The following is a 24,676-nucleotide window of genomic DNA, read 5'->3' as shown; positions in this document are numbered from 1 at the left end:
GATGGATAGATGTGATTTTTAAAATCCCTGCTCCTCTTGTTTTAAAGAGGGGCCATTAATTATTTATGTCCAAAGGGAGGTGCTTTTAGGCCGTGAGAAAATATGAGATGATGGTTGTATTTGATCCTGCTTTAGAAGAGGAGGCTTTGAAAGAGGAGATTTCTAAGGTGGAAGATTTAATTAGAAAGGGGGAAGGGAACGTAGAGAAAGTTGATCTTTGGGGGAGAAGGAGATTGGCATACCCTGTTAATAAGAAAAGGGAGGGAATTTATGCGGTATTTTATTTTCAGGTAGGGCCGGAGAGCCTTAAGGAAATTGATAGGGTGATGAAAATAGATCAGAAGGTAATGAGGTTTATGATAGTTAAGAGGGAGGATTAATTTTAATGGCAAGAGGTTATAATAAGGTTATCCTTTTGGGTAACCTAGCGAGAGATCCCGAATTAAGTTATACCCCTTCAGGTCAAGCCGTTGCAAAGTTTACCGTTGCAGTTAATAGGAGCTATACTAATAAGGAAGGAGCTTTGGTAGATGAAGTTGATTTTATACCTGTGGTTGTTTGGGGGAGACAAGCTGAAAACTGCTCTCAATATCTTACAAAGGGTAGAGTTGTTCTGGTTGAGGGACGTTTAAGGGTTAGAAGCTATGAAACCCAAGAGGGGAGAAAAAGGCGAAATTTTGAGGTTGTAGCTTTGAGAGTTCAATTTATAGGGGGTCCGAAAGCTGGAGAGGAAATCTCCTCCTTAAGAGATGAGGAGGACTTCCCCCCTCTTGAAGACGAAGAGGAAATTCCATTTTAGCTTTGATTCGAAAGGAGGATTTTATTAATGGTAAAGCAGGCTCGTACAAAGAAAAAGATATGTGCATTTTGTGTTGATGGTGTTAAGGAGATAGATTATAAGGAAGTAGATAGGCTTAGAAGATACTTATCTGATAGAGGTAAGATTCTTCCCCGTAGGATAACGGGGAACTGTGCTAAGCATCAACGTCAGCTTACAAGAGCTATAAAGAGAGCACGTATAATGGCTTTGCTTCCTTTCGTTGTAGAATAACTGCTTGCCTGTTGGGTAATGCGTACTAGAGCTATAGTTGAAAGAGCGCTCCTTATTACTCTTACCTTTATCTTTTTTCTTGGTAGCTTATATATTCCGGTAATCGGCATTGCCCTAGCTCTGTTTTCACCTGTTCCTCTCGTGATTTTGAGTATGAGATACGGTTTGAAGCGGGGTGTAGGGAGCGCTCTAATTGCTTCTTTTTTGATTCTTCTGGTTGGAGGACCCTTTCAAGCTTTTGTTTTTGTTTTTAACTCGGCTGTAGTTGCTATAGCGGTGGGGTTTTTAGTTGGTAAGAAACTTAAACCAAGCGAGGTAATTTTTTATGGTACTCTTGTTTCATTAGGAGCAAAGGTAGTATTTTTTGCTATTTCTGCTTTAGCCATTGGGATTAATCCCTTAGAGCTCAATTTTAAGATGATTCAAGATGCTTTCAAGAGCTCTTCGGAGTTTTATGAGAGGCTTGGTTTAATTCCCAAAGATTCTTATCTTAGCGGTTCGAATTTAAACGCCTTTTTAAACTACTTACGTATAATTTTCCCGGCCATAATAATACTTGCTTCTGCTTTAGATGCTTTTATAACCTTTACGGTATCGGGTTGGGTCTTAAGAAAATTGAAAGAAGAATTCCCGACCCTTCCTTCCTTTAGTGGGTGGAGATTTCCACGCTCTATATTTTGGGGAATGGTTACTGGAGTTTTGTTTTCAATAATAGGCGAGCAAACCTCTAACTCTTATCTAATTAATGCAGGGGCAAACCTTCAGATTGTTTTTGGAGCTCTATTTATGATTCAAGGGGCATCGTTAATAGACTATTTTATGAAAAGATTTAACCTTAAAAGGTTTATAAGAGTTATTATCATACTTTTTATCTTTACTCAGCCCTTTCTGTCTAAGGTTTCTTTGTTTCTCGGTATGTTTGATTTGATCCTAGATTTTAGGAGAAGGAGGGGAGGCTTATGAAAGTTGTATTATTTGAAGATATCCCTAAGCTTGGTAAAAAAGGGGATGTGGTTAATGTTAAGGATGGATATGCGCGAAATTTTCTGATACCCAAAGGGTTAGCGGTGGTAGCTACGGAAGGAGAAATAAGCAGGCTAAGAGAAGAAGTCTTAAAGAAGAAGGAAAAGGAGGAAAGGAAGAAGAAAGCTCTATTAGAAATTAGAGAGGTTATAAATGGTAAGGAGGTAGTTTTAAAAGCTAAGGCTGGGGCAAAAGGAAAGCTTTTTGGTTCTATTACATCTGGAGAGATAGCTGAAGCTATTAGGAAATCCTTTGGAATCGAAATTGATAAGAAAGTTTTAGAGCTTAGTTCACCAATAAAGGAGATTGGTGAACATTTGGTAAAGCTTAAACTCGGTATGGGGGTAGAAGCGGACGTAAAGGTTAAGGTAGAACCGGAAGCATGATAGAGGAGAGGATTCCTCCTCAGAATATAGAGGCAGAGCAGTCAGTTTTAGGTTCTATATTGTTGGATGGCGATGCCTTAGCCAGGGTTATAGAAATATTGAAACCTGAGGATTTTTATGAGCCAGTTCATAGAGTAATATACGATGTAATACTTGAGCTTTTTGATAAAGGCAAGGCTGTAGATCTTATAACTGTTTCTGAAGCTTTACGTAAAAAAGGTAAGCTCGAAGATATAGGTGGCGTAGATTACTTAACAGAGCTTATTCATAGTGTTCCTACATCCGTTAATGCTGATTATTACGCTCATATAGTTAGGGAGAAAGCTATACTTAGAGGGCTAATAAGAGCAGGAACGGAGATAGCCCGTCTCGGTTATGAGGAAGATAGACCTACTGAAGAACTTGTTGATGAGGCTGAGCAGTTGATATTTGAAATAATGAGAAGGGGCGAGGAGACGGGCTTTAAGCATATAGGTGGTATAGTTTCTCCTCTTATAGATGAAATAGAAAGGAGATATAGCGAAGGTAGAGAGGTTACGGGGGTCCCCACTGGGTTTAGAGAGTTTGATAAGCTTACCTCTGGCTTTCAATTATCCTCACTAAATATAATAGCTGCTCGTCCCTCGATGGGGAAAACTGCATTTGCTGTAAATATTGCTCTTTTTGCCGCTTGTAAGGAGAGAATTCCAGTTGCTATTTTTAGTCTCGAAATGTCTAAAGAGCAGTTAGCTCAGAGGATGTTAAGCTCTGAGGCTAGGATAGATGCTCAAAGGATAAGGACAGGTTTTTTAAGCGATAAGGAGTGGAGGAAACTTGCTGAGGTTGCTGCTCGTCTAAGCGAGGCCCCTATATATGTAGATGATACCCCTAATATAAGTGTTGCTGAAATTAGAGCAAGGTCGAGGAGACTGAAAGCTGAGGTAAATCTTGGTTTGATAATCGTAGATTACCTTCAGCTTGTTCAGTTAAAGAAGAAAGTAGAAAGTAAGCAACAGGAGGTTTCGGAGGTTTCTCGTGCTTTAAAAGCTCTTGCTCGTGAACTTAATGTTCCTGTCGTTGCGTTATCACAGCTTTCAAGAGCCGTTGAACAAAGGCAAGATAGGAGGCCACAGCTTTCTGATCTTAGAGACTCTGGAGCTATAGAGCAGGATGCGGATCTTGTTGCTTTTATATACAGAGAGGAAGTTTATAAGCCGGATGCAGAGCCAGGTATTGCAGAGATAATAGTTGGTAAGCATAGAAATGGTCCTGTTGGAACAGTTAAATTAAGGTTCTTTAAAGAATATACGCGCTTTGAAAATTTAGCTCCTGAAGATTTAGTAAATGCTTGACATAAGGTTAAATAAGGTTTATAATGAAGGTCAGGAAAAGTCAAAGAGGTGGTGAGATATGAGTCTTGCAAGTCACATAGAAGCTTATATTAAGAAGCTTTTAACGGAAGCCTCTAGTGAGGTTATACGTCTTCAGAGAAGAGAGTTGGCTCGGAGATTTGGTTGTGTTCCTTCTCAAATAAATTATGTTATAAGAACACGTTTTACTCCTGATAGGGGATATATAGTGGAGAGTCAACGTGGTGGTGGTGGTTATATAAGAATAATAAAGGTTAATGTACCTTTGAGAGAAAGCCTTTTAGAGAGATTGGATAGCGAGATAGGGGAAGCCATAGATAGGTCTAGGGCAAGGGGGCTTATATCCCGGCTTGCGAATGACAAGCATGTATCTTTGAGGGAGCGTCTTCTTATAGAATCAGCTTTATCAGCTTTAGATGAGATACTTGATGAGCTTGGTGACTTTCCAGAATATAAATATAACATTGCGAGGGCTTTCTTACTTAAAAAGCTCCTTTGTTCTGTTTTGGGGGGAGATGATGAAGATAATGGTGTGTCAGAATTGTAAGATGAAAGAGGCAACCGTTAATATAACAAGGTTTATAGGTGGTAAGAAGGAGGAGCTTCACTTCTGTAAAGAATGTGCCGAGAAACTCTTAGGGGGTGGAGATCTGTTATCCTTTGACTTTTCTCTTCCTGATCTTCTTGGAACTCTATTAAAACCTTCATCTTTACCTTTATGGGATGAATCAAGGCATCACACCTTAAAATGTCCTAAGTGTGGTCTAAGCTATGAGGGTTTTCAAGAGATTGGTAAACTTGGTTGTTCGGAGTGTTATGGGACATTTAAAAGTAAGCTTGTTCCTCTTTTAAGAAGGATCCATGGGAATACGAGGCATGGGGGTAAAATACCGCTAAGGGCGAACGAGGAACTTGCGCGTTTAAAGGAATTGGAAAAATTGAGGGAGGAGCTTAATGAGGCTATTAAGAGGGAAGAGTATGAAAAGGCGGCAGAGATTAGGGATAAGATTAGGGAGATAGAAGGGAAGAAGGTCTAAGATGAAAATAGATGAAATAAAGTTGGAGTGGCTTAAGGGTATAGGTCCTAATTCTAATATAGCTATATCAAGCAGAATAAGACTTGCCAGAAATTTAAAAAATTACCCCTTTCCTTCGATCGCTAAAAAATCTGACTTAGAAGAGGTAGTAAATGAAATAAAGAGGATATTATCTAAAGATTCTTATTTCAAGCCGTTTTCTCTCCTTATGCTTGGAGAGTTAAGCGATATTGAGAGAGAAGCTTTGATTGAGAAACATATAATAAGTCCTGATCACTCTAAAAATGGAAGTAAGCGATCAGGGGCTCTATTGGTAGAAAAAGAAGGCGTTTTAAGTGTGATGATAAATGAGGAGGACCATTTACGTATTCAGTGTTTTCTTGGTGGCCTGCAGCTTGGCGAGGCATGGAGAATTATAGATCAGTTTGATTCTGTGCTTGAGAAATATATAGACTATGCGTTTAGTGAAGAGTTTGGTTATTTGACTTCTTGTCCTACAAATGTCGGAACAGGATTAAGAGCCTCAGTTATGCTTCATTTACCTGCTTTAGCTTTCACTAAGAAGATGGGAAAGGTGATAGAAGAGCTCTCTAAGATAGGGTTAACTGTAAGGGGTCTTTATGGTGAGGGGACGGAAGCTTTGGGTAACCTTTTTCAACTTTCTAATCAGGTGACCTTAGGTCCTTCTGAAGAAGAAATAGTAGATAAGATTGAGAAAGTGGCTTTGAGAGTGATAGAGGAAGAGGAATTAACACGGAAGCATCTTCTTAAAGTAAAAGGAATAGAGTTTGAAGATTCCTTGTGGCGGGCGTGGGGTATTCTGAGGCACGCAAGGCTTATTTCGTCAAAGGAGGCTATGGATTTGCTTTCAAAGATTAGAATGGGAACTGATTTGGGGATATTACCTCGCATTGATAAAGGTAAGTTTAATGAGTTAATTGTAAAAATTAGGCCCGCTCATCTTCAGCTTTTAGTTGGTAGGGAGCTTAGTCCAGAGGAAAGAGATAAATTTAGGGCAGATTTGATAAGAAGTAGTTTCATAGAGGGAGGTGAGTAAAGTGTTTTACAACTATTTCACTGAGAGGGCAAGAAGGGTTATAAACAGTGCAGCTCAAGAAGCTAAAAGTTTTAACCACGATTATATTGGTACAGAGCACTTGCTCCTCGGTTTGACGAGGGAAAAGGACAGTGTGGCAGCTAGAGTTCTTGATAGTTTGGGTATAAGCTTAGATAAGGTACGCCAGGAGATAGAAAAGATTATTGGAAGGGGTAGGGAGGAGGTAAAAACGGAGCAGCTACCTCTTACTCCAAGAGCTAAGAGAGCGTTAGAGCTTGCTTTAAGTGAGGCTCAATCTATGGGGCATGGTTATGTAGGTACCGAACATATATTGCTTGGTTTGATAAAGGAAGGGGAGGGAGTAGCTGCTCAGATACTTATAAATCTTGGTGCTGACCTTGAAACTGTGAGAGAGAAGCTTCTTGATGTACTAGGTGGAGAGGGAGAGGAAAGAGCTGGAACTTTTTCTCCTAAGAAAACCTTGTTTAAGAAAAAGGAAAGAACATCAACTCCCACTCTTGATGAGTTCGGAGTAGATTTGACCAAGCTTGCTGCTGAGGGGAAGTTAGATCCAGTTATTGGAAGGGAGAAAGAGATAGAGAGGGTTATTGAGATATTAAGTAGAAGAACAAAGAATAATCCTGTTCTTATAGGTGATCCTGGTGTTGGAAAAACGGCTATAGTAGAGGGATTAGCTCAAAAGATAGTAGCGGGAGAGGTCCCTGAGGTTTTGAAGAATAAAAGGATAGTGCAGTTAAACATGGCTAACATAGTTGCTGGGACTAAGTATAGGGGTGAGTTTGAAGAAAGGATGAGAAGGATATTAAAAGAATTAGAGAACGCAAAGGATGTTATATTATTTATAGATGAGCTTCATACTATCGTTGGGGCTGGGGCTGCGGAAGGGGCTATAGATGCTGGTAATATTCTCAAACCTGCATTGGCAAGAGGAGATATTCAGGTTGTAGGTGCTACGACATTGGATGAATACAGAAAGCACATAGAAAAGGACGCCGCTTTGGAAAGAAGGTTCCAGCCAGTTATGGTTTCTGAGCCCTCTGAAGAGGAAACGAAAAGGATATTGCAGGGTTTAAGAGATAGATATGAAGCTCATCATAGGGTTAAGATAAGCGACGAGGCTATAAATGCTGCTGCTAAGCTTTCCTCTCGTTATATAAAAGATAGATTTTTGCCTGATAAAGCCATAGACTTAATAGACGAAGCTTCTGCTAAAGTTAGATTAAGATCTACTTTTGAACCAGAAAGCGTCAAAAAGCTTGAGCAGGAATTAGAAGAAGTGATTAAAGAAAAGGAGGAATCTGTTAAGAAGCAGGAGTTTGAAAAAGCTGCTCAGCTTAGAGATAAGGAGAAGGAGCTTAAAGCCAAGCTTGAGGAAGAGCGTAAAAAGTGGGTTGAGGAAAAAGGTAAAGGAGAGCCTATAGTTACGGCTGAGGATATAGCTGAGGTTGTTTCGAGGTGGACAGGTATACCTGTTACGAAGCTTCAAGAGGAAGAGGCTGACAGGTTGACAAAGATGGAAGAGTTAATACATAAAAGGCTTATAAATCAAGAGGAAGCGGTCAGAGCAGTTTGTCGTGCTATAAGAAGAGCAAGGGCAGGTCTTAAGGATCCCAAGAGGCCTATAGGTTCTTTCCTTTTCTTAGGACCTACAGGCGTTGGAAAGACCGAGCTTGCTAGAGCTTTAGCGGAATTTCTCTTTGGTGCTGAAGATGCCATGATAAGGTTTGACATGTCTGAGTATATGGAGAAGCATTCAGTTGCAAGGCTGATAGGTGCTCCACCGGGATATGTAGGTTATGAGGAGGGTGGGCAGCTTACAGAGGCTGTAAGGAGGAGACCTTATTCGGTTATTCTTTTTGATGAGATAGAGAAGGCTCACCCAGATGTATTTAACATATTGCTTCAGATTCTTGAGGATGGGAGATTAACTGATGGAAAGGGAAGGACTGTGGACTTTAGAAATACCGTGGTTATAATGACTTCTAATGTAGGAGCTGAGTATATAAGAAGTCAGTCTTCTCTTGGTTTTACGAAGACAGAAGAAGAGGATTTTGAAAGAGTGAAGGAGAAAATAATGGATACTGTTAAAAGAACCTTTAGGCCGGAGTTTATAAACAGACTTGATGAGATAATAGTTTTTAAGATGCTTAAACAGGAAGAGATTAAGAAGATAGTGGATATTATGATAGGTAAGGTAAACGAAAGATTGAGAGAGCAAAAGATGGAGATAGAAGTTACAGATAAGGCTAAAGAGTTTTTGGTGAAAGTTGGATATGATCCCATATATGGAGCGAGACCTTTAAGAAGAGCAATCCAAAGGTATATAGAAGATCCGATATCTGAGGCAATACTTAAGGGAGAGTTTAAAGAGGGAGACGGAATAATAGTTGATACTGATGGTGAAGGTAAGGAGCTTAAGTTATCTAGAAAGGAGGGGGCTTTGGCGTGACGGGCCCTTCATATGGGTGGTACATTTTGAATAACCTCTTCTGGTTTATTTTGCTATTCCTTGCCCTTAGTCCTATGATAACGCAGTGGAATTTGGAAAGAATGAGAATGAAGCTAATTCACGACATTGAGAAAAAACGCGGAAGTAGGGTAATAACCCTTATTCATAGGCAGGAAAGTCTTTCCTTCTTTGGTTTAACCTTTTCAAGATTTATAAATATAGAGGATTCGGAACAGGTTCTCAGAGCTATAAGGATGACACCTCCTGATATGCCTATAGATATAGTCATTCATACACCTGGAGGTCTTGTCTTAGCGGCAGAGCAGATAGCTTGTGCGCTTAACAAACATAAGGGAAAGGTTACGGTTTTCGTTCCACATTATGCTATGTCTGGTGGAACTTTAATAGCTTTGGCAGCTGATGAGATAGTCATGGATGAAAATGCGGTTATGGGTCCTATAGATCCTCAGCTTGGCCAATATCCGGCAGCTTCTATACTTAAGGTTTTGGAGCAAAAGAATATAAATGAGGTGGATGATCATACCCTTATTCTTGCAGATATAGCTAAAAAGGCTATAGAGCAAGTTTATAATTTCGTTTACTGTCTTCTTAGAGATAATATGGAAGATGAAAAAGCTAAAGAGATAGCTCGCATATTGACAGAGGGGAGATGGACTCATGATTATCCCCTTACCTATGAGGAGCTTAAGGCTATGGGCTTACCGGTCTCTACTAATATGCCAGAGGAGATCTTTGCTTTAATGGATTTATATCCGCAGACATCTCAGAGAAGGCCTTCAGTACAGTATATACCTCTTCCATATCATAAAGAGGCTAATGGGGGTAAAAGAAGCGGTGGTTAAATCGAAACTTAAATATGTTTGTCAAAGTTGTGGTTACGAAACTATAAAGTGGATGGGAAGTTGCCCTCAGTGTGGAGTTTGGGGGAGCTTTATTGAAAAGGCTCCCCCTTTAACTTTACCTTCAACCGAGGGAACCGTTTTGAACTTATCTAGAGTTTTAGAAGAAGAGGGAGAAAACAGGATAGCTGTTGGTATAGAGGAGTTTGATAGGGTTTTAGGTGGAGGTATAGTTAAGGGGTCTGTATGCCTTTTAGGAGGCGAACCAGGTATAGGCAAGTCAACCCTTCTTCTTCAGATAGCGGGTAAGCTTTCAAGCGGTGGTAAACCTGTTTTTTATGTTTCAGCGGAAGAGTCAATAAGGCAGGTGGCTTTAAGAGCCCGAAGGCTTGGTATAGAGTCAGAAAATCTATATTTAGTGTCTGAAATCGATATAGAAAAAATCTTAAATATGGCTTCTTCTTTTCCTGCGGAGATGATAGTTATAGACTCCATTCAAACGGTCCAATCTCAAGAGGTAGATGGTATTCCTGGTTCTATACCTCAAGTTAGGGAATGTGCTCAAAAAGTTTTTCGCTTTGCTAAGGAAAAGGGGATATCGGCTTTCATAGTGGGACATGTGACTAAGGAAGGCACTATAGCTGGTCCTAAATTGTTAGAGCATCTTGTAGATGTTGTGTTATACTTTGAGGGAGATAAAAGGACTCAATATCGAATGTTGAGATCGATTAAGAATAGATATGGTTCTACTCTTGAGATGGGAATATTTGAGATGACATCCAAGGGTTTAAGAGAGGTTAAGGATGTTTCAGCTATATTTTTAAGCGGTTTAAGTGGGGTACCTGGTGGAGCTGTTGGTGTTATAATCGAAGGGGAAAGGCCCATTGTGATAGAAATTCAAGCACTGGTTGCACCAACCTTTTTCCCGTATCCCAAGAGAGTCGTTCAAGGCTTTGATTTCAATAGATTTCAGCTTCTTATTGCTGTTCTTGAGAAAAGAATAGGATTACCCCTTGGGAAATATGATGTTTATCTTAACATCGTTGGGGGATTAAGGACCAATGATCCCGCGCTAGATGTGCCAGTGTGTTGTGCTATATTTTCTTCTTATAAAGATATACCCCTTAATGGGACCAGTGTATTTATAGGGGAGATAGGTCTTCTAGGTGAGGTAAGACCCGTATCTTTCATGGCAAGGCGTATAACGGAAGCTTGTAGGCAGGGTTTTCTAAAGGCTTATGTCCCTAAGCTTAAGGAGGACATAGGTCTTAAAGGAATTGAGCTTTTTGAGGTTAGGTTTTTAAGCGAGATTTTTGAGAAAGTAAAGGAGGGGGAGCGAACTTGAAAAGGTTTTTAGGGATTATTGCTTTGCTTATCCCCCTTTTGCTTTTTATATCCTTTGAGGTTGAAGCTGCATCTACTACAGTTTACAAGCTGGACATAAGCGGAGTAATTAATCCTGTTACTGTTAGATATGTTAACTTAGCTTTTGAGAAAGCCAGGGAATCCAATTCCTTGATTCTTGTTGTCATGGATACGCCTGGTGGTTTGGTTAGTTCTATGCGAACCATTGTTCAGGAGTTTCTAAATTCGCCTGTCCCAGTTGTGGTTTATGTTTATCCAAGAGGAGCAAGAGCTGCATCAGCTGGTACCTTTATCCTTCTATCGGCTCATATAGCTGCTATGGCGCCTGGAACTACAGTTGGGGCAGCTCATCCCGTTACAATAGGTGGCGGTAGCGGCGGAGAGAAAGAAGAGAAAGTCATTGAGGGTAAGATAGTAAATGATCTTGTTGCATTGATAAAAGCTGTAGCTAAGGAGCGAGGAAGAAACGAAAAATGGGCTGAAATGGCAATAAGAACAAGTGCTACTTTAACTGCGGATGAAGCACTTAAAGAAGGAGTTATAGATATCGTATCTCCTAGTATTGAGGCTCTTCTTAAGGAAATTAACGGTAGAAACGTTAAGCTCTCATCAACAAAAGGAGTAACAAAGATTAACTTGGAAAATTATAATCTTGTGGAGCTTGAGATGCCATGGTATTACAAAGTGCTTCATTTTATAGGGGATCCCAATATAGCTTATCTTCTTCTTTTTATAGGCTTTTATGCTCTTATTTTTGAGGTAACGCATCCTGGAGCGGTAATTCCGGGTGTCATAGGAGTTCTTTGCTTGATCTTGTTCTTCTTCTCTTTTCAGATACTTCCGTTTAGTATTGCTGGACTTGCTTTGGTATTCTTAGGGATTATTCTTTTAATACTGGAGCTTTTTATAACTTCTCATGGAGTGTTGACGGTGGGAGGAGCTTTGTCTTTGCTTTTAGGTTCTTTCATGTTAGTGAAGCCTGGGGAGGAAACTCCTTATATTAAAATATCTACAAGTCTAATAGTAGGAATAGTTGCTGCAACAGTTGCATTCTTTGCTTTTGCTTTAAGCCTTGCTCTTTATGCTCAGAAGAGAAAACCAGTGTCCGGAAGAGAGGGAATGGTGGGTGAAAAAGGAGTCGCTAAGACGAGGCTCTCTCCAGAGGGAACGGTTCTGGTTCATGGTGAGCTTTGGAGAGCTATCTCGTTAAGTGGAGATATAGAAGAGGGGGATAGAGTGGAGGTCCTTGAGGTTAATGGGTTGACTCTTAAGGTTAAGAAAATAGAGGAGAGGAGGGAGAAGTGATGCTTTATGATTTAGGCTCTTTAATAGGTATATTGATAGTTATAGCTATAATACTTTCATCAGCTATTAAGGTTGTGAGGGAATATGAAAGGGGTGTAGTATTTAGGCTTGGTAGGCTAATAGGAGCTAAAGGACCGGGATTAATCATACTTATTCCTATAGTTGATAGAATGGTTAAGGTGAGCTTAAGGGTAGTTACTTTAGATGTTCCTGTTCAAGAGGTTATTACTAGAGATAATGTTCCTATAAAGATAAACGCTGTGGTTTATTTCAGAGTTATAGATCCGATAAAGGCTGTTGTCGAGGTTGAAGACTATATTATGGCTACCTCTCAGATATCTCAGACTACCTTAAGAAGCGTTGCTGGACAGGTAGAGTTAGATGAGCTTCTAGCTCATAGGGAGCGCATCAATCAGCGTCTTCAGACTATAATAGATGAGCAGACTGACCCATGGGGTATAAAGGTTAGCATCGTTGAGATAAAAGATCTTGAGCTCCCAGAAGGTATGAAGAGAGCTATGGCTCGTCAGGCTGAAGCTGAAAGGGAAAGAAGGGCAAAGATAATAAATGCAGAGGGAGAATATCAGGCTGCAGAGAAGCTTGCAGAAGCCGCTCGCATATTAGATCAGTATCCCAAGGCTTTACAGCTTAGATTCCTTCAAACGATGAGAGAGGTTGCAAGCGAGCGCAACTCTATGATAGTATTTCCGTTCCCAGTGGAGATATTAGAGGCTTTTAAGAAAGGAGGTAAGAAAGATGAAGGTTAAAGTCTACTCAACACCAACTTGTCCCTATTGTCATATGGCTAAGAGGTATCTATCTCAGAAAGGAGTGGAATATGAGGATATCGATGTGAGCAGAAATAGGGAAGCAGCTATGTATATGATAATGAAGACAGGTCAGATGGGAGTTCCAGTTATCGAGATATGCGATAAGTTTATAGTTGGATACGATCCTGAAAGCATCGATGAAGCGTTAAAGGAGTGCACTAAAGAGTGAGGGAGAGACTGCTAAGACTGGTTCCTGAAATTGATTTGATAAAAGATGAGACTTTAAGGGAAAAGGTCATATCTACTTGGATTCAGGCCTTAGAGAAGGGTGGGTGGGAGCCTGAAGAGATGTGTAAGATTCCTTTTACCCTTCTTATAGACGGTTCTGAGGTTAGCTTTTTAGACCATGTTAGAGCTGTGACGAAGATGGTTAAGGCTGCTTTAGATATATCTAAGGAGTTTTATGGAAATAAACTTTCTATTAATGAGGATCTTCTTATAGCTGGAGCATTGCTTCATGATGTGGGCAAGCTTATAGAGTATGAGCTCAAGGGTGGAGAGTATGTTCAGACTAAAATAGGTAAGACCTTAAGGCATCCGTTTATAGGAGCCGCTTTAGCTTATTTAAGCGGGCTCCCTCCCGAAATTTCTCACATAATTGCTTTCCATTCTCATGAAGGGGATCACATTAAGAGATCTTTAGAGGCCATATTAGTTAATAAGATTGATCTTTTAAATTTTGAGCTATTCAAAGCTAAGGGAGAGGTGATTTCCTCTGGGCAAGACAATAATAGAGAAAATAGCTTCAAACAAACTAGGCAGGGAGGTTAAGGCAGGTGAGAGAGTTTGGTTACCTCTTGACCTTATTGTAATAAGGGATTTTGCTGGACCTAACGCTATTCTTCAGTTTGAGGAGGTAACCGGCGGCAAAGGTAAAGTATTCGATCCAGAAAGGATAGCTATAACTTTCGATTACCAAGTTCCTGCAAAAGACGAGAAGGTTGCAAACAACCAAAAGATTTGTAGAGACTTTGCTGAGCGTCAGGGTATAAAGTATTTCTTCGACGTTAATGCTGGGATTGGTCAACATGTGCTTCTTGAGAAGGGTTTAATCACGCCAGGTAGTGTGGTGATAGGGACCGATAGTCATATGAATCTTTTAGGAGCTGTTGAGTCGTTCTCTACAGGGGTTGGCAATACTGATATAGTCGCCGGTTTTATACTGGGTAAGCTTTGGTTTAGAATTCCCCAGAGTGTCAAAGTTGTCTTCAATGGAAGGTTAGAGTATCCAGTAACATCAAAGGATGTGACTTTGTTTTTCGTTAGCGAGTTTGGTGGAGATGGCGCTAATTATCTCTCGATTGAGTTTAGCGGCGAGGTCATAGATAGTTTTTCTCTCGCGGATAGGATAACCCTTGCAAGTATGGTTACTGAGACAGGTGGCAAGATCGGCTTTATAGTTCCGAACGAAGAGATTAAAACATTTCTTGAGGAAAGAAGCAGATCAAAGGTAGAAGTTATAGATCCGGATTCAGATGCCAACTACCTGGAAGTAAGAGAGTACGATATTAGTGATCTCGAGCCTCTTGTTTCCTGTCCTCATGTTCCTGAAAATGTTAAGAAAGTGCGAGAACTTAAAGGCGTGAAAGTAGACGAGGTTTTTATTGGTTCCTGTACTAATGGTCGGTATGAGGATTTTAAATTGGCATACGATTATCTGCTTAAGGTAGGGAAGGAGTTTAATCCAAAGGTTAAGGTTATATTTACTCCTGCTACTAAAGAAGTGACTCTAAGGTTGCTTGAAGAGGGGATAGCAAAGGCCTTCGTTGAAGCTGGCGGAGTTCTGACAAATCCTGGTTGCAGCCTTTGTACAATAGGTCATCATGGGATATTAGCTAAAGGGGAAGTTTTGTTAAGCACATCTAATAGGAACTTTCAAGGAAAGCTGGGTAAAGGCTCTTATGTTTATCTTTGTAGCCCTTTGACTGCTATAGCTTCTGCTATAACTGGTGAAATAACTGACCCTAGGGATTTGCTTTAAAGGAGGGACTTGTATGGCTGTATTAAGGGGAAGAGCTTGGGTTTTTGGTGATAATATAGATACTGATTTAATATATCATGGAAAGTATTTACCTTTGACCGATCCTAGTGAGATGGCCAAACATGCTATGGAGTACGTTCCTGGTATGGAGGATTTCTCTAAAAGGGTAAAGCCAGGTGATATCGTTGTTGCTGGTAGAAATTTTGGTTCTGGAAGTTCGCGTGAGCATGCTGTGTTGTGTCTTAAGTATCTTGGGATATCTGGGGTTATAGCTGAAAGTATATCGAGAATATACTATAGAAATGCAATTAACAATGGCTTTCTTGTTCTTGAATGTCCAGGAATTTCAAAGAAGGTTAAAACTGGAGATGAAATAGAGGTGGAGCCTGAAACTGGGAGGATAAGAAACCTCTCTACAGGGGAAGAGTTTCAAGCTAATCCGATTTCGGGGCTCGAGAAAGAAATAATGGAAAAGGGTGGTCTTATAGAGTATATTCAATCTCTAATAGAAAGGTGATTTTAAGATGGGAATGACTTTCGCTGAAAAGATCCTCGCTAAAAAGGCTGGTTTATTAAAGGTTAAACCTGGTGACGTTGTTACTGTTGAACCTGATAGAGCTCTTTCCCACGATAACGCTGCTGCTATAATAAAGCTTTTTAAATCTATAGGGCTTGAGAAAGTTTGGAACCCCAAGAAGATAGTGATTGTTTTAGATCATGCTGTTCCCGCTCCTACTGATAAACATGCGGATAATCATAAGCAGATAAGAAGGTTTGTTGCGGAACAAGGTATCGAGTATTTCTATGATGTAAATTCAGATGGGGGCGTTTGCCATCAGGTTTTTTGTGAAGAGGGATTTGCCTTACCTGGTCATGTGATAGTTGGTAGCGATTCTCATACGTGTACTTACGGAGCTTTTGGTGCTTTTGCCACAGGTATAGGAAGAAGTGAAATGGCTGGCGTTTGGGCCCTGGGAGAAATATGGTTTAGGGTTCCAGAGAGCATAAAGATAGATCTGGAGGGGGTTTTCCCCGAAGGTGTTTATGCAAAGGATCTCATATTAAGGATAATAGGTGATCTTGGGGCCGATGGAGCTGATTATAAATCGGTGGAATTTAGTGGAAGCGCAATTCGTAATATGTCTATTTCTGAGAGGATGACGCTGTGCAATATGGTTATAGAGATGGGCGCTAAAAATGGTTTTATCGAACCTGATGAAAAGACCCTGTCTTATATTGAAGATATAGCAAAGAGTGAATTCGAGGTTATAAAACCAGACGAAGATGCTTCTTATGAAAGGATTTTAAGGTATAATCTGTCTAAACTCGAACCCCTAATAGCTAAACCCCATAATATCGATAATGTTTCCCCTGTTAAAGATCTCGAAGGAGTAAAGATAGATCAGGCTTTAATCGGAACGTGTACTAACGGTAGGCTTGATGACCTTAAAATAGCGGCGTCGATATTGAAGGGTAATAAAGTAGCCAAGGGAGTGAGGCTTATAGTTATACCGGCTTCTTGGAAAGTTTATAAAGAGGCTATTAAGGAGAGAATAATAGAGATCTTGATAGAATCTGGAGCTATAATAGCTCCACCTGGATGCGGTCCATGCATGGGAAATCATTTGGGTGTACTTGCTTCGGGTGAAGTTTGTATAAGCACGGCTAATAGGAACTTTAAGGGAAGGATGGGAAATCCGGAATCTCAGATATACCTTGCGAGCCCTGCCACTGTAGCGGCTTCTGCTTTAAAGGGTGTAATAACCGATCCAAGGGAGGTGCTTTAAACTTTGAGAGTTAAAGGAAGGGTCTGGAAGTATGGAGATGACATAAACACTGATGTTATTTTCCCTGGAAAGTACACTTACGTTGTTTCTGACCCGCTGGAGATGGCGAAGCATGCTTTAGAGGACCTCGATCCATCCTTTGCTAAAGAGGTGAAAAGCGGTGATATTATAGTTGCCGGTAAAAACTTTGGATGTGGTAGTTCAAGGGAACAAGCAGCTACCTGCCTTAAGGTTTTAGGAGTAGGAGCCGTTATAGCTAAAAGTTTTGCCAGAATATTTTATAGGAATGCTATAAATCAAGGGTTACCCGTTATTCAATGTCCTGAGATTTTCGATGCTGTTGAGAAGGGGGAGGAAATAGAGGTAGATTTTAAGGAAAGTAAAATCTTTACCCCTGATGGAAGAGTATTTAACTTTCCTCCGTTTCCTGATTTCGTTCGTGGAATACTTGAAGATGGTGGATTGATCCCTCATATAAAGAGAAGGATTGGTAAGGAGTGAGGTAGAGTGTATGATGCTATAGTTATTGGGGCTGGTCCTGGGGGGTACGTTTGTGCTGTTAAGTTGGCTCAGCTTGGGAGAAAGGTTCTTGTGGTTGAGAAAGGTGAGCTTGGGGGAACCTGCACCAACTTAGGGTGTATTCCAACTAAAGCATTGCTTTCAGGAGCTGAGCTTTACTGGAGCGCTAAAGAAAAGGGAAGTAAGCTTGGTGTTGAAGCAAATCCTTCATTGAACTTGAGGGCTCTGAAGGATCATATGAATAAGGTTGTTATGATGTCAAGGAAAGGAATAGAGTATCTTTTTAAGAAAAATGGTGTAGAGCTTAAAAAGGGGACTGCTTATTTTCTCGAACCTTGGAAAATTGAAATAGAGGAGACAGGAGAAGTTTTTGAGGCAAGAAACATAGTTTTAGCAAATGGTTCAGTTCCTCGTCTTTTTTCACCTTTTGACAAGGTTGAAGGCATTTGGACGAGTGATGATGTTTTTTCTATGGAAAGCTTACCTTCTTCAATATTAATAGTAGGAGCTGGGGCCATAGGAGTAGAGTTTGCAACGCTTTTTTCTCTTCTCGGAGTTGAGGTTACTCTTGTTGAGATTCTTGAGCATATTCTTCCCTTGGAAGACGGAGATATAGCCTTTGAAGTTAAAAAATCTCTTCAAAAAAGGGCCGTTAAAGTATATGAGTCCTCGAAAGTTGTTTCTTTAACTAAAGATCATTCTGGAGTTTTCTCCTGGAGGTTAGAGACACCTTCAGGCTTAGTGGACGGGAAATCTGATAAAGTTTTAGTTAGTATTGGTAGAACTCCTAGGGTAAGCGATGACCTTAAGGAGGTTGGTTTGGAGGCAGAGCGTGGGGTTAAAGTAGACTCTCGTATGAAAACGAACCTTCCTAATGTATATGCTGTTGGGGACATAACTGGTGGATTTATGCTTGCTCATGTTGCTATGATGCAAGGGGTCATTGCGGCTTACAATATAGCTAATATTGGAAGGGAGATGGATTACAGTGCAATTCCATCTGTTATCTTCTCTTACCCTGAGGTTGCTTCTGTAGGGATGAGGGAAAGAGATTTAAGTGACAAAAAGTATAGGGTCTTTAAATATCCTTTTTCAGCTAATGGAAGAGCTCGAACAATTGAGGAGAAAGAAGGGTTTGTTAAGGTTATAGTGGATGAAAAGGGAATCGTTGTAGGCTTCTCTGTAGTTGGACCTATGGCTACCGAGCTTATTATGGAGGGTATCATCGCTACTAGATTTAGATTAAAGGCGGAGGATCTATCACTAACTGTTCACCCTCATCCTACGCTATCTGAGGCAATATTAGGTGCCTTTGAGGGGGCTGTAGATAAGCCTATTCATCTTTAGGATTTTTAAATGCTAAGGATGTTGCTGTCACGTTTAGCCTCCCACTTGCGTATATGCAAGTGGGAGGTGACGTTAAATGAAGAATATAAAGTTACTTTTACTAGCAATCTTTGTGGTATTGAGCGTTGGAGGGGTAGCTTTAGCATACTTTTGGAGGGTTCCTTGTGAAGGGTCTGGTGTAGGTCCGGGGTTCGATAGGGGATATTGGGGCCCTTCTCCTTATATGGGGGGATATCCTGCTCCTTGGGAGATGGGAAGCCCCTATAGTGTTCCTTGTCACGTTTGGGGTCCAAAGGCATGGTTCAGAGGTTATGGTATTGGGCCTCACAGAGCTTTTGGAGAATATGCCCCTTATTTTAAGGAAAAGGTAGAGGCTCTTTCAAAGGTTTCCGGGATCCCGGTTGAAAAGCTTCAGAGCGTGTTGGAGAAATATCCGATGTTACCACGCTTGCTATTGAAAGCTGTAGCTGTATCCTTAATTTTAAATAAGGACCTTGAAGAAGTCGTAAAGGATTTGAGGGATAATCCTCCTTTGTACCTGTGGAAAAGCGGTGTAGATCCATCTGTTCTACTTAAAAAAGAATGGGAAATTAAAGGAAAGTTGTTTCAAGAGCTTCAGAAATTTAGGAAGCCTTAAGATAGGAGGGTGAGGGGGACTCCCTCACCCTTTCGGTATAAGGCAGAGGAATTCGAAGGGTTCTTCAAATGGATTTTCGAAAGAATGTTTTTCCTTTGGGGGTATGTATACAAAGCTTCCAGGTTCCACTACGTAAAGTGCGTTTTCTCCACGTATTACACCTCTTCCATGTAGTACGAATATTTCGTGTTCCCAGTCATGAGCATGATAGGAAATGCTACCTTTGGGACTAATAGAAAAATATCTCATTATAAAATTAAGAGCCCCCTCCTCTTCGCCAATGAGAACCTTGATTTTAACACCTTCAGCTTCTTCATTTACTTCAAGGGGTTTCACCTCTTCCACTTTTCGGACTATCATACTAGTTCGATCCTCCTTACTAGGAAATGTTATATAATAATTATAATAGCTTGAGAAAAGGAGGTGAGTAAAGGTGAGAAAGAGGATTTTTGCCTGTTTGAGCTTAGTAACTTTGGCGATTGTTGTCTTGCCTGTATATGATTCTTATGGAGCTTCATCTCCTATCGTTGTTCAGCCAAGTTTGATGAACTTTGGAGATGTTCGTTTGGGAGAGAGTCGTTCGAGTCAGATATATATAGCTAATTTTAGAGCGCATCCCTTAAGGGTGAATATAAAACCATATTCTCCCTTTTTAAGTGTGGAGAGGACTAACCTTTATCTTGGTCCTGGGGATAGGGCCTCTATAAGAGTAGTTTTTAGGGCAACGGGGACTCATCCTGGAGAGAAAAGTGGTAGAGTTATTATCAATACTGATATAGGAATTTACTATGTGTCTTGGCGTGCGAATGTTGTTCCTCCATTTGGCGATATGCCGCCTTTACCCTCAGATTACAATAGAGGTGTTAGCGAAACTTATATAGAGTTAGATGAAATTGGGCCTGGAGAGGTGAGGAAGGAAATAGTGCTTTTTAATCCATTTCCATACCCTATTACGGTTAGAGTGGAACCTAGAGCACCTTGGATAAGGCCACAGCAGCCTTATGTTATAATTCCTCCTTTCGGTCGTTATAACTTCCCATTGATCTTCTTTATAGAGGATTTCCCGACTGATATCCTTGAGGGATTCCTTGTGCTTTACTTTCCTTGGGGCCCTGTGGAAATAAGAATAGTCGCTAAACGTCCTTATGGTTGGTATCGTCCAGATCACGCTGTGACTGTAACTCCTACATATGTGGATTTTGGAACTGTTTTGTATGGTGAGGTAAAAGAAAGAGGAATTATGGTTAGAAATAACACTCCTAATTCTGTTAGGGTTGTTGTATTAGATACAGCTCCTTGGCTTAGGGTTCATCCTTATGAAGCTTACATAGCTCCGTATGGTTCTCGGGCTTTTCGTCTAGTGGTTAACGGTTCTCTCCTTCCTCGCGGGTTGAGACATGCAAATGTATGGATAGATACCCCTTATGGTAGGCTGAACGTTAGAGTCACAGCGAGAGGAGGCTTATAAAGTTGCAATTAACTTTTTCTTTGAGTAACATTCTTTCCAAAATTGATGAATTAGATAGGCTTTCTGATGCCCAAGTTGTGGAACTTGCTATTATGAAAGATGAATATTTTGAATACTTGATCTATAGGTATCAGGGATTTTTAAAGTCCATTGTGTTATCCTTAGCTTCCTCTCGTGATGAGGCAGAGGAATTGTTTCAGGAAAGCTTATGGAAACTTTATAACTCTCTTGGTACCTATCGTTCTGAATACCCGTTTAAACCTTGGTTGAGGAAAATAGTGTTAACGACATTTTTAAGCATGAAGAGAAAAGAGAGGAAAACCTTGAGTATAGAAGAGCTTTCTGATAAAGGATTGGAACTTAGCCTTACGGAGAGCTCTGAGGAAGATATGGAGATGGAGAGTGCCCTCAGAGAGGCGCTCTCCAAACTTCCCAAGGATACTCGGGCTATAATATACCTTAGGTTTAAAGAAGGCTTGACACATGAGGAAATAGCTAAAGAGCTTGGAATGAGCGTTGAGAGCGTTAGAAAGCGTTTTAGTAGAGCTATTAAAACTTTAAAGGAGGTAATGAGTGACTGAATAGGGAGGAGGCAGAGAGGTTTTTTAAGCTTCTTAAGGAGGATAAGCTTTCACAGGAGGAACGAGATATAGTCTTAAAGCGTTTAAAGGAGAGCTTCCCTGATTTGTGGGAGGAATATATTCTCTGGAAAGCTCTATCAAAAAATGAGGAGGTAAATTTTTCTTGGAAAGAGGATTTAAAGTCAAGGCAAAGAAAAAGTCACAGGCTTCTCTTTATTTCTCTATTGCTTTTTCTTGCTTCTATATTTTTTTTGTTTTATATATTTCCTCCGCTTTTGGATTTTCACATCCCAAGGGGGGGATTTGTCCCCCATTCCCTTTTCCCATCCCTCATCATAGCCCTCGTCATTTCTTTATTTCTTTACGAGAGATAAGTTTTTTGTTGTGTTTGGGAGCGCTAATTGTTTCTGTCTTTTCACCTAGATTTGTTTCTCGAGTGAAGCTCTCACTGAAGAGAAATGCTCCTCTTTCTGTTCTTTTAGGATGTTCTGCTCTTATTCCCTTTTTTCTGATCCCGCCCTATTATAAGCCTTTTGCTTTAGGCGTTATCTTTGTTCCTGCGATTTTGGGGTTATCTGGCTTCTTTTCGGCCTTAGGAGATAAGATCGCTTCTATTTTTAAAATTTCTAATTTAGACGAACCATTCCTTGTTATATTAGGGATGATACCTTTACTTTTTCTTTTCATATTTCTCTTTGATAGCTTCTACTTTAGAGTGCTTTTCAACTTTTTAATGATATATGGATTGGGGGGGATTATTGCCACTATGATATAATATTCCCTTGGGAGGTTGATAAGCTTGCTTGAAATAAAGGATCTTTGGGTTGAGGTAGGAGGAAAACCCCTACTTAAAGGTATTAATCTTGTGATAGAAGAGGGTGAAGTGCATATTTTATTTGGGCCTAATGGTAGCGGTAAGACAACGCTTCTTATGACTATAATGGGTTCTACTAATTGTAAAATAATTAAAGGGGAGATAAGGTTTTATGGTAAAGTTATAAACGATCTTCCTGTTTGGGAAAGAGCCAAGTTAGGTATAGGTATGGCTTTTCAAACTCCTCCTGCTGTTAAAGGCGTAAAGCTTAAGGATTTGATTAAAGTTCTTTCTGGTGGTGATGGCTTTTCAGATGATCTTTACTCCTTTTTAAGGCTTGAAGAGCATGCCAATAGAGAGATAAATAAGGGATTTTCAGGAGGTGAAAGGAAAAGGTCAGAGCTTCTTCAACTTTTTGCTCAAAATCCCAAGTTTGTAATGTTTGATGAGCCGGAATCTGGGGTTGACCTTGAGAGTATAGCTCTTATAGGTGAGGCTATAAATAGGCTTCTGGAGAGAGGATCTTGTGTTAAAAAGCACACAAAGAGCTGTGGTAAGAGTGCTCTTATAGTTTCTCATACGGGTTATCTCTTAGATTACGTTAAGGTTGATAAAGCTCATGTTCTTGTGGATGGGAAATTAATTTGTAACAAGAATCCGTGGGATATTCTTGCCACGATTAGAGAACAAGGATATAAGGAGTGTGAAATATGCAAAGGGAACTTTTAACAGATGAAAAGATAAAAAGCTTTGGTTTTGATCCTCATGCAGAAAACAAAGCAGCCAGCTTTGCGTTAAGTGATGATCAGATTCTTCTTGCGATGGTTAGGGAAACCGGCCTTGATGTCATGCCTATCGGGGAGGCTATTGAGCGTTTGCCTGAGGTTAGAGAGAAATACTTCTGGAAGCTTGTTTCTCCTGAAGAAGATGAGGTAACAAAAAAAGTTAATAGCGTTCCATTAAAAGGACTATTTGCAAGAGCGAGAAAAGGAAGCAAAGTTTTTTTTCCTTTGCAGGCTTGTTATATATTGAGAAGCGAAGCCTTCTCTCAAATAGTGCATAATGTAATAGTTGCAGAAGAAGGTTCCGAAGTACATATTATAACTGGCTGTTTAACCTCCTCTCATGTTTCCTCGGGTACTCATTATGCTGTTACTGAAATCTTTATCGAAAGAGGAGCTACCTTAAGCTATAGTATGTTTCACTCCTGGGCGCCTCAGGTTGAGGTTTTCCCTAAAAGTGCAATTTTAGTTGAAGAGAGAGGAGTGTATATATCTAATTATGTCACTTTAAGGGAGGTTAAAATCGTTAAAGCTTATCCAAGGATTATAGTTAAGAAAAATGGTATTGCGAGGAGTTTCTCCGTTATATATGCTCCAAGAGGTGCTTTTGTAGATATAGGTTCTAGAATTATTCTTGAGGGAGAAAATTCTAAAGGAGAATCTATATCAAGGGCTGTTAGCGCAGGTGGTAAAGTTATATCTCGTGCTAGCCTTGAAGGCATAGGTGTCAATTGTCGAGGACATGTTGAATGCCACGGTGTTCTTCTTGAGGATGGTGGCATTATAAGTGCGGTTCCGGAGCTTACAGCCTTTCGCGATGATGTAGAGCTTTCTCATGAAGCTGCTGTTGGCAAGTTAAGTGAAGAGGAACTTATGTATCTCGAAGCCAGGGGCTTAAGTGAAGAGGAGGCAAAATCTCTAATAGTTAGGGGTTTCATGAAAGTTGAGATACCTGGCTTGCCTACTGAGCTTAAAAGAGAAATGGATAGATTAATAGACTTGACCGTTGGAGGAGGAAGGGTTTGATTCTTGTTACAGGGTGTGCTGGTTTCATAGGGAGCAAGGTTGCAGAGCGCCTTCTAGAGAGTGGAGAAGAGGTTTTTGGAGTAGATGATCTAAACGATAGTTATGATGTTAGGTTAAAAGAGTGGCGTCTTAACAGACTTCTTGATAGAAAAGGTTTTTCCTTTAAGAGGTTGGATATAAGCGATGAAGAAGAAGTTCTTTCCTTGTTTAAAAATAAAGATTTTTCCGCTGTTATAAATCTTGCGGCTCGAGCTGGAGTAAGAAGGAGCTTAAAAGACCCCTGGGTTTATCTTAAGACAAATGAGCTTGGAAACTTAAATATTCTTGAAGGTTCACGAGCTTTTGGCGTTAGGAAGGTAGTAATTGCCTCCACTTCAAGTGTCTACGGTTTAAATGAGCTTCCCTTTTCCGAATCTGCAAAAGCTGATACCCCTCTTTCTCCCTATGCTGCTTCGAAAAGAGGGGCAGAATGTTGGGCTTTTTCTTATCATTATCTTTATAATTTGGATATAACTATTTTACGTTACTTTACTGTTTATGGTCCTGCAGGTAGGCCTGATATGAGCATATTTAAATTCATAAGGCTAATATATGAGGGGAAAGAGATAGTGATCTATGGAGATGGCAATCAGGAAAGGGATTTTACTTATGTAGATGATATAGCTGAAGGTACAATAAAGGCGCTAAAGCTCGAAGGCTTTCATCGTATAAATCTTGGTAGTGATAGGCCTGTACGGTTAAATTACGTCATAAAGCTTATAGAGGAGAGTTTAGGTAAGGAAGCCAAAAAGCGCTTTCTTCCTCCTCACCCTGCTGATGTTCCAAAGACTTGGGCTGATATAACTCTTGCACGTCAAATTCTTAATTGGAGTCCCAAAATTCCTATAGAAGAAGGTATAAAAAGAACGATAAGATGGTTTCAGGAAAATCTGGATTTGGCTCTAAGTATAGATCTTGCTGATTAAAATGGGTTGGATAAAGTTTTTAGGAACTGCGGGATC

The 24,676-nt window shown here is 40.2% G+C and carries 29 protein-coding genes; 28 read left to right on the top strand and 1 reads right to left on the bottom strand.

Annotated features, from left to right (window positions below; genetic code table 11):
• The first annotated feature begins 92 nt into the window (after window positions 1–92).
• From rpsF to NZ900_02685, 22 genes are all read left to right on the top strand, one after another.
• Window positions 93–380: a 30S ribosomal protein S6 gene (gene rpsF, locus NZ900_02790; GenBank protein ID MCS7233021.1), complete on the top strand. Its 288-nt coding sequence runs from the start codon at window positions 93–95 to the stop codon at window positions 378–380.
• Window positions 381–385: 5 nt separating this feature from the next.
• Complete coding sequence (gene ssb / locus NZ900_02785; GenBank protein ID MCS7233020.1) at window positions 386–799, top strand: single-stranded DNA-binding protein; 414 nt, start codon at window positions 386–388, stop codon at window positions 797–799.
• A 27-nt stretch (window positions 800–826) separates the two neighbouring features.
• Window positions 827–1,051, top strand: coding sequence for a 30S ribosomal protein S18 (gene rpsR / locus NZ900_02780; protein ID MCS7233019.1), 225 nt, complete (start codon window positions 827–829; stop codon window positions 1,049–1,051).
• Window positions 1,052–1,069: 18 nt separating this feature from the next.
• Complete coding sequence (locus tag NZ900_02775; protein ID MCS7233018.1) at window positions 1,070–2,014, top strand: YybS family protein; 945 nt, start codon at window positions 1,070–1,072, stop codon at window positions 2,012–2,014.
• Window positions 2,011–2,460: a 50S ribosomal protein L9 gene (rplI, locus tag NZ900_02770; protein MCS7233017.1), complete on the top strand. Its 450-nt coding sequence runs from the start codon at window positions 2,011–2,013 to the stop codon at window positions 2,458–2,460. The genes NZ900_02775 and rplI overlap by 4 nt, the downstream gene beginning before the upstream one ends.
• Window positions 2,457–3,791 carry a replicative DNA helicase gene (dnaB, locus tag NZ900_02765; protein ID MCS7233016.1) on the top strand — a complete coding sequence of 445 codons (1,335 nt, stop codon included), beginning with the start codon at window positions 2,457–2,459 and terminating at the stop codon, window positions 3,789–3,791. Before rplI ends, dnaB begins: the two co-directional genes overlap by 4 nt.
• A 58-nt stretch (window positions 3,792–3,849) precedes the next feature.
• Window positions 3,850–4,356, top strand: a complete 507-nt coding sequence (locus tag NZ900_02760; protein ID MCS7233015.1) for a CtsR family transcriptional regulator — start codon at window positions 3,850–3,852, stop codon at window positions 4,354–4,356.
• Entirely contained in the window at window positions 4,328–4,846 is a 519-nt protein-coding gene (locus NZ900_02755) for a UvrB/UvrC motif-containing protein (GenBank protein ID MCS7233014.1), read from the top strand. Before NZ900_02760 ends, NZ900_02755 begins: the two co-directional genes overlap by 29 nt.
• Window position 4,847: 1 nt before the next feature.
• Window positions 4,848–5,903, top strand: coding sequence for a protein arginine kinase (locus NZ900_02750; protein MCS7233013.1), 1,056 nt, complete (start codon window positions 4,848–4,850; stop codon window positions 5,901–5,903).
• Window position 5,904: 1 nt separating this feature from the next.
• Window positions 5,905–8,373 carry an ATP-dependent Clp protease ATP-binding subunit gene (locus NZ900_02745; GenBank protein ID MCS7233012.1) on the top strand — a complete coding sequence of 823 codons (2,469 nt, stop codon included), beginning with the start codon at window positions 5,905–5,907 and terminating at the stop codon, window positions 8,371–8,373.
• Window positions 8,370–9,236, top strand: a complete 867-nt coding sequence (locus NZ900_02740) for an ATP-dependent Clp protease proteolytic subunit (protein MCS7233011.1) — start codon at window positions 8,370–8,372, stop codon at window positions 9,234–9,236. The genes NZ900_02745 and NZ900_02740 overlap by 4 nt, the downstream gene beginning before the upstream one ends.
• Window positions 9,229–10,578 (top strand): DNA repair protein RadA, encoded by a 1,350-nt coding sequence (gene radA / locus NZ900_02735; GenBank protein MCS7233010.1) that lies wholly within the window; start codon window positions 9,229–9,231, stop codon window positions 10,576–10,578. The genes NZ900_02740 and radA overlap by 8 nt, the downstream gene beginning before the upstream one ends.
• Window positions 10,575–11,903 carry a nodulation protein NfeD gene (locus NZ900_02730; protein MCS7233009.1) on the top strand — a complete coding sequence of 443 codons (1,329 nt, stop codon included), beginning with the start codon at window positions 10,575–10,577 and terminating at the stop codon, window positions 11,901–11,903. Before radA ends, NZ900_02730 begins: the two co-directional genes overlap by 4 nt.
• Window positions 11,903–12,670: a slipin family protein gene (locus NZ900_02725; GenBank protein ID MCS7233008.1), complete on the top strand. Its 768-nt coding sequence runs from the start codon at window positions 11,903–11,905 to the stop codon at window positions 12,668–12,670. Before NZ900_02730 ends, NZ900_02725 begins: the two co-directional genes overlap by 1 nt.
• Window positions 12,660–12,902 (top strand): NrdH-redoxin, encoded by a 243-nt coding sequence (locus NZ900_02720; protein MCS7233007.1) that lies wholly within the window; start codon window positions 12,660–12,662, stop codon window positions 12,900–12,902. The genes NZ900_02725 and NZ900_02720 overlap by 11 nt, the downstream gene beginning before the upstream one ends.
• The gene (locus NZ900_02715) at window positions 12,899–13,504 is read left to right on the top strand and encodes an HD domain-containing protein (protein ID MCS7233006.1); all 606 of its coding nucleotides are present in this window, start codon (window positions 12,899–12,901) and stop codon (window positions 13,502–13,504) included. The genes NZ900_02720 and NZ900_02715 overlap by 4 nt, the downstream gene beginning before the upstream one ends.
• Entirely contained in the window at window positions 13,473–14,714 is a 1,242-nt protein-coding gene (locus NZ900_02710; protein MCS7233005.1) for an aconitase/3-isopropylmalate dehydratase large subunit family protein, read from the top strand. Before NZ900_02715 ends, NZ900_02710 begins: the two co-directional genes overlap by 32 nt.
• A gap of 13 nt (window positions 14,715–14,727) precedes the next feature.
• Window positions 14,728–15,231 carry a 3-isopropylmalate dehydratase small subunit gene (locus NZ900_02705; GenBank protein MCS7233004.1) on the top strand — a complete coding sequence of 168 codons (504 nt, stop codon included), beginning with the start codon at window positions 14,728–14,730 and terminating at the stop codon, window positions 15,229–15,231.
• 7 nt (window positions 15,232–15,238) lie between these two features.
• A complete protein-coding gene (locus tag NZ900_02700; GenBank protein MCS7233003.1) occupies window positions 15,239–16,501 on the top strand; it encodes a 3-isopropylmalate dehydratase large subunit in 1,263 nt (420 codons plus the stop codon).
• A 3-nt stretch (window positions 16,502–16,504) separates the two neighbouring features.
• On the top strand, window positions 16,505–17,002 hold the full coding sequence (locus NZ900_02695; protein MCS7233002.1) for a 3-isopropylmalate dehydratase small subunit: 498 nt from the start codon (window positions 16,505–16,507) through the stop codon (window positions 17,000–17,002).
• A 6-nt stretch (window positions 17,003–17,008) separates the two neighbouring features.
• The gene (lpdA, locus tag NZ900_02690) at window positions 17,009–18,367 is read left to right on the top strand and encodes a dihydrolipoyl dehydrogenase (GenBank protein ID MCS7233001.1); all 1,359 of its coding nucleotides are present in this window, start codon (window positions 17,009–17,011) and stop codon (window positions 18,365–18,367) included.
• Window positions 18,368–18,443: 76 nt separating this feature from the next.
• Window positions 18,444–19,004, top strand: coding sequence for a hypothetical protein (locus tag NZ900_02685; protein ID MCS7233000.1), 561 nt, complete (start codon window positions 18,444–18,446; stop codon window positions 19,002–19,004).
• Window positions 19,005–19,028: 24 nt separating this feature from the next.
• On the opposite strand, the gene NZ900_02680 is transcribed toward NZ900_02685, so the two are convergent.
• Complete coding sequence (locus tag NZ900_02680; GenBank protein ID MCS7232999.1) at window positions 19,029–19,364, bottom strand: cupin domain-containing protein; 336 nt, start codon at window positions 19,362–19,364, stop codon at window positions 19,029–19,031.
• Window positions 19,365–19,437: 73 nt separating this feature from the next.
• Here NZ900_02680 and NZ900_02675 point away from each other — a divergent pair, with 73 nt between their 5' ends.
• From NZ900_02675 to NZ900_02650, 6 genes are all read left to right on the top strand, one after another.
• The gene (locus tag NZ900_02675; protein ID MCS7232998.1) at window positions 19,438–20,472 is read left to right on the top strand and encodes a hypothetical protein; all 1,035 of its coding nucleotides are present in this window, start codon (window positions 19,438–19,440) and stop codon (window positions 20,470–20,472) included.
• Between the two features lie 2 nt (window positions 20,473–20,474).
• Window positions 20,475–21,053, top strand: coding sequence for a sigma-70 family RNA polymerase sigma factor (locus NZ900_02670; GenBank protein ID MCS7232997.1), 579 nt, complete (start codon window positions 20,475–20,477; stop codon window positions 21,051–21,053).
• Between the two features lie 379 nt (window positions 21,054–21,432).
• Complete coding sequence (locus tag NZ900_02665; GenBank protein ID MCS7232996.1) at window positions 21,433–21,828, top strand: hypothetical protein; 396 nt, start codon at window positions 21,433–21,435, stop codon at window positions 21,826–21,828.
• A gap of 24 nt (window positions 21,829–21,852) precedes the next feature.
• Window positions 21,853–22,596 (top strand): ABC transporter ATP-binding protein, encoded by a 744-nt coding sequence (locus tag NZ900_02660; protein ID MCS7232995.1) that lies wholly within the window; start codon window positions 21,853–21,855, stop codon window positions 22,594–22,596.
• A complete protein-coding gene (locus tag NZ900_02655) occupies window positions 22,578–23,675 on the top strand; it encodes a SufD family Fe-S cluster assembly protein (protein MCS7232994.1) in 1,098 nt (365 codons plus the stop codon). Before NZ900_02660 ends, NZ900_02655 begins: the two co-directional genes overlap by 19 nt.
• Window positions 23,672–24,640, top strand: a complete 969-nt coding sequence (locus NZ900_02650) for a GDP-mannose 4,6-dehydratase (protein MCS7232993.1) — start codon at window positions 23,672–23,674, stop codon at window positions 24,638–24,640. The genes NZ900_02655 and NZ900_02650 overlap by 4 nt, the downstream gene beginning before the upstream one ends.
• Window positions 24,641–24,676 lie beyond the last annotated feature (36 nt).

Source organism: Synergistota bacterium, from assembly GCA_025060595.1.
Taxonomy (GTDB): domain Bacteria; phylum Synergistota; class GBS-1; order GBS-1; family GBS-1; genus 42-11.
The sequence above is the reverse complement of the archived record's forward strand: the minus strand, read 5'-3'. Positions and strand labels throughout refer to the sequence as shown.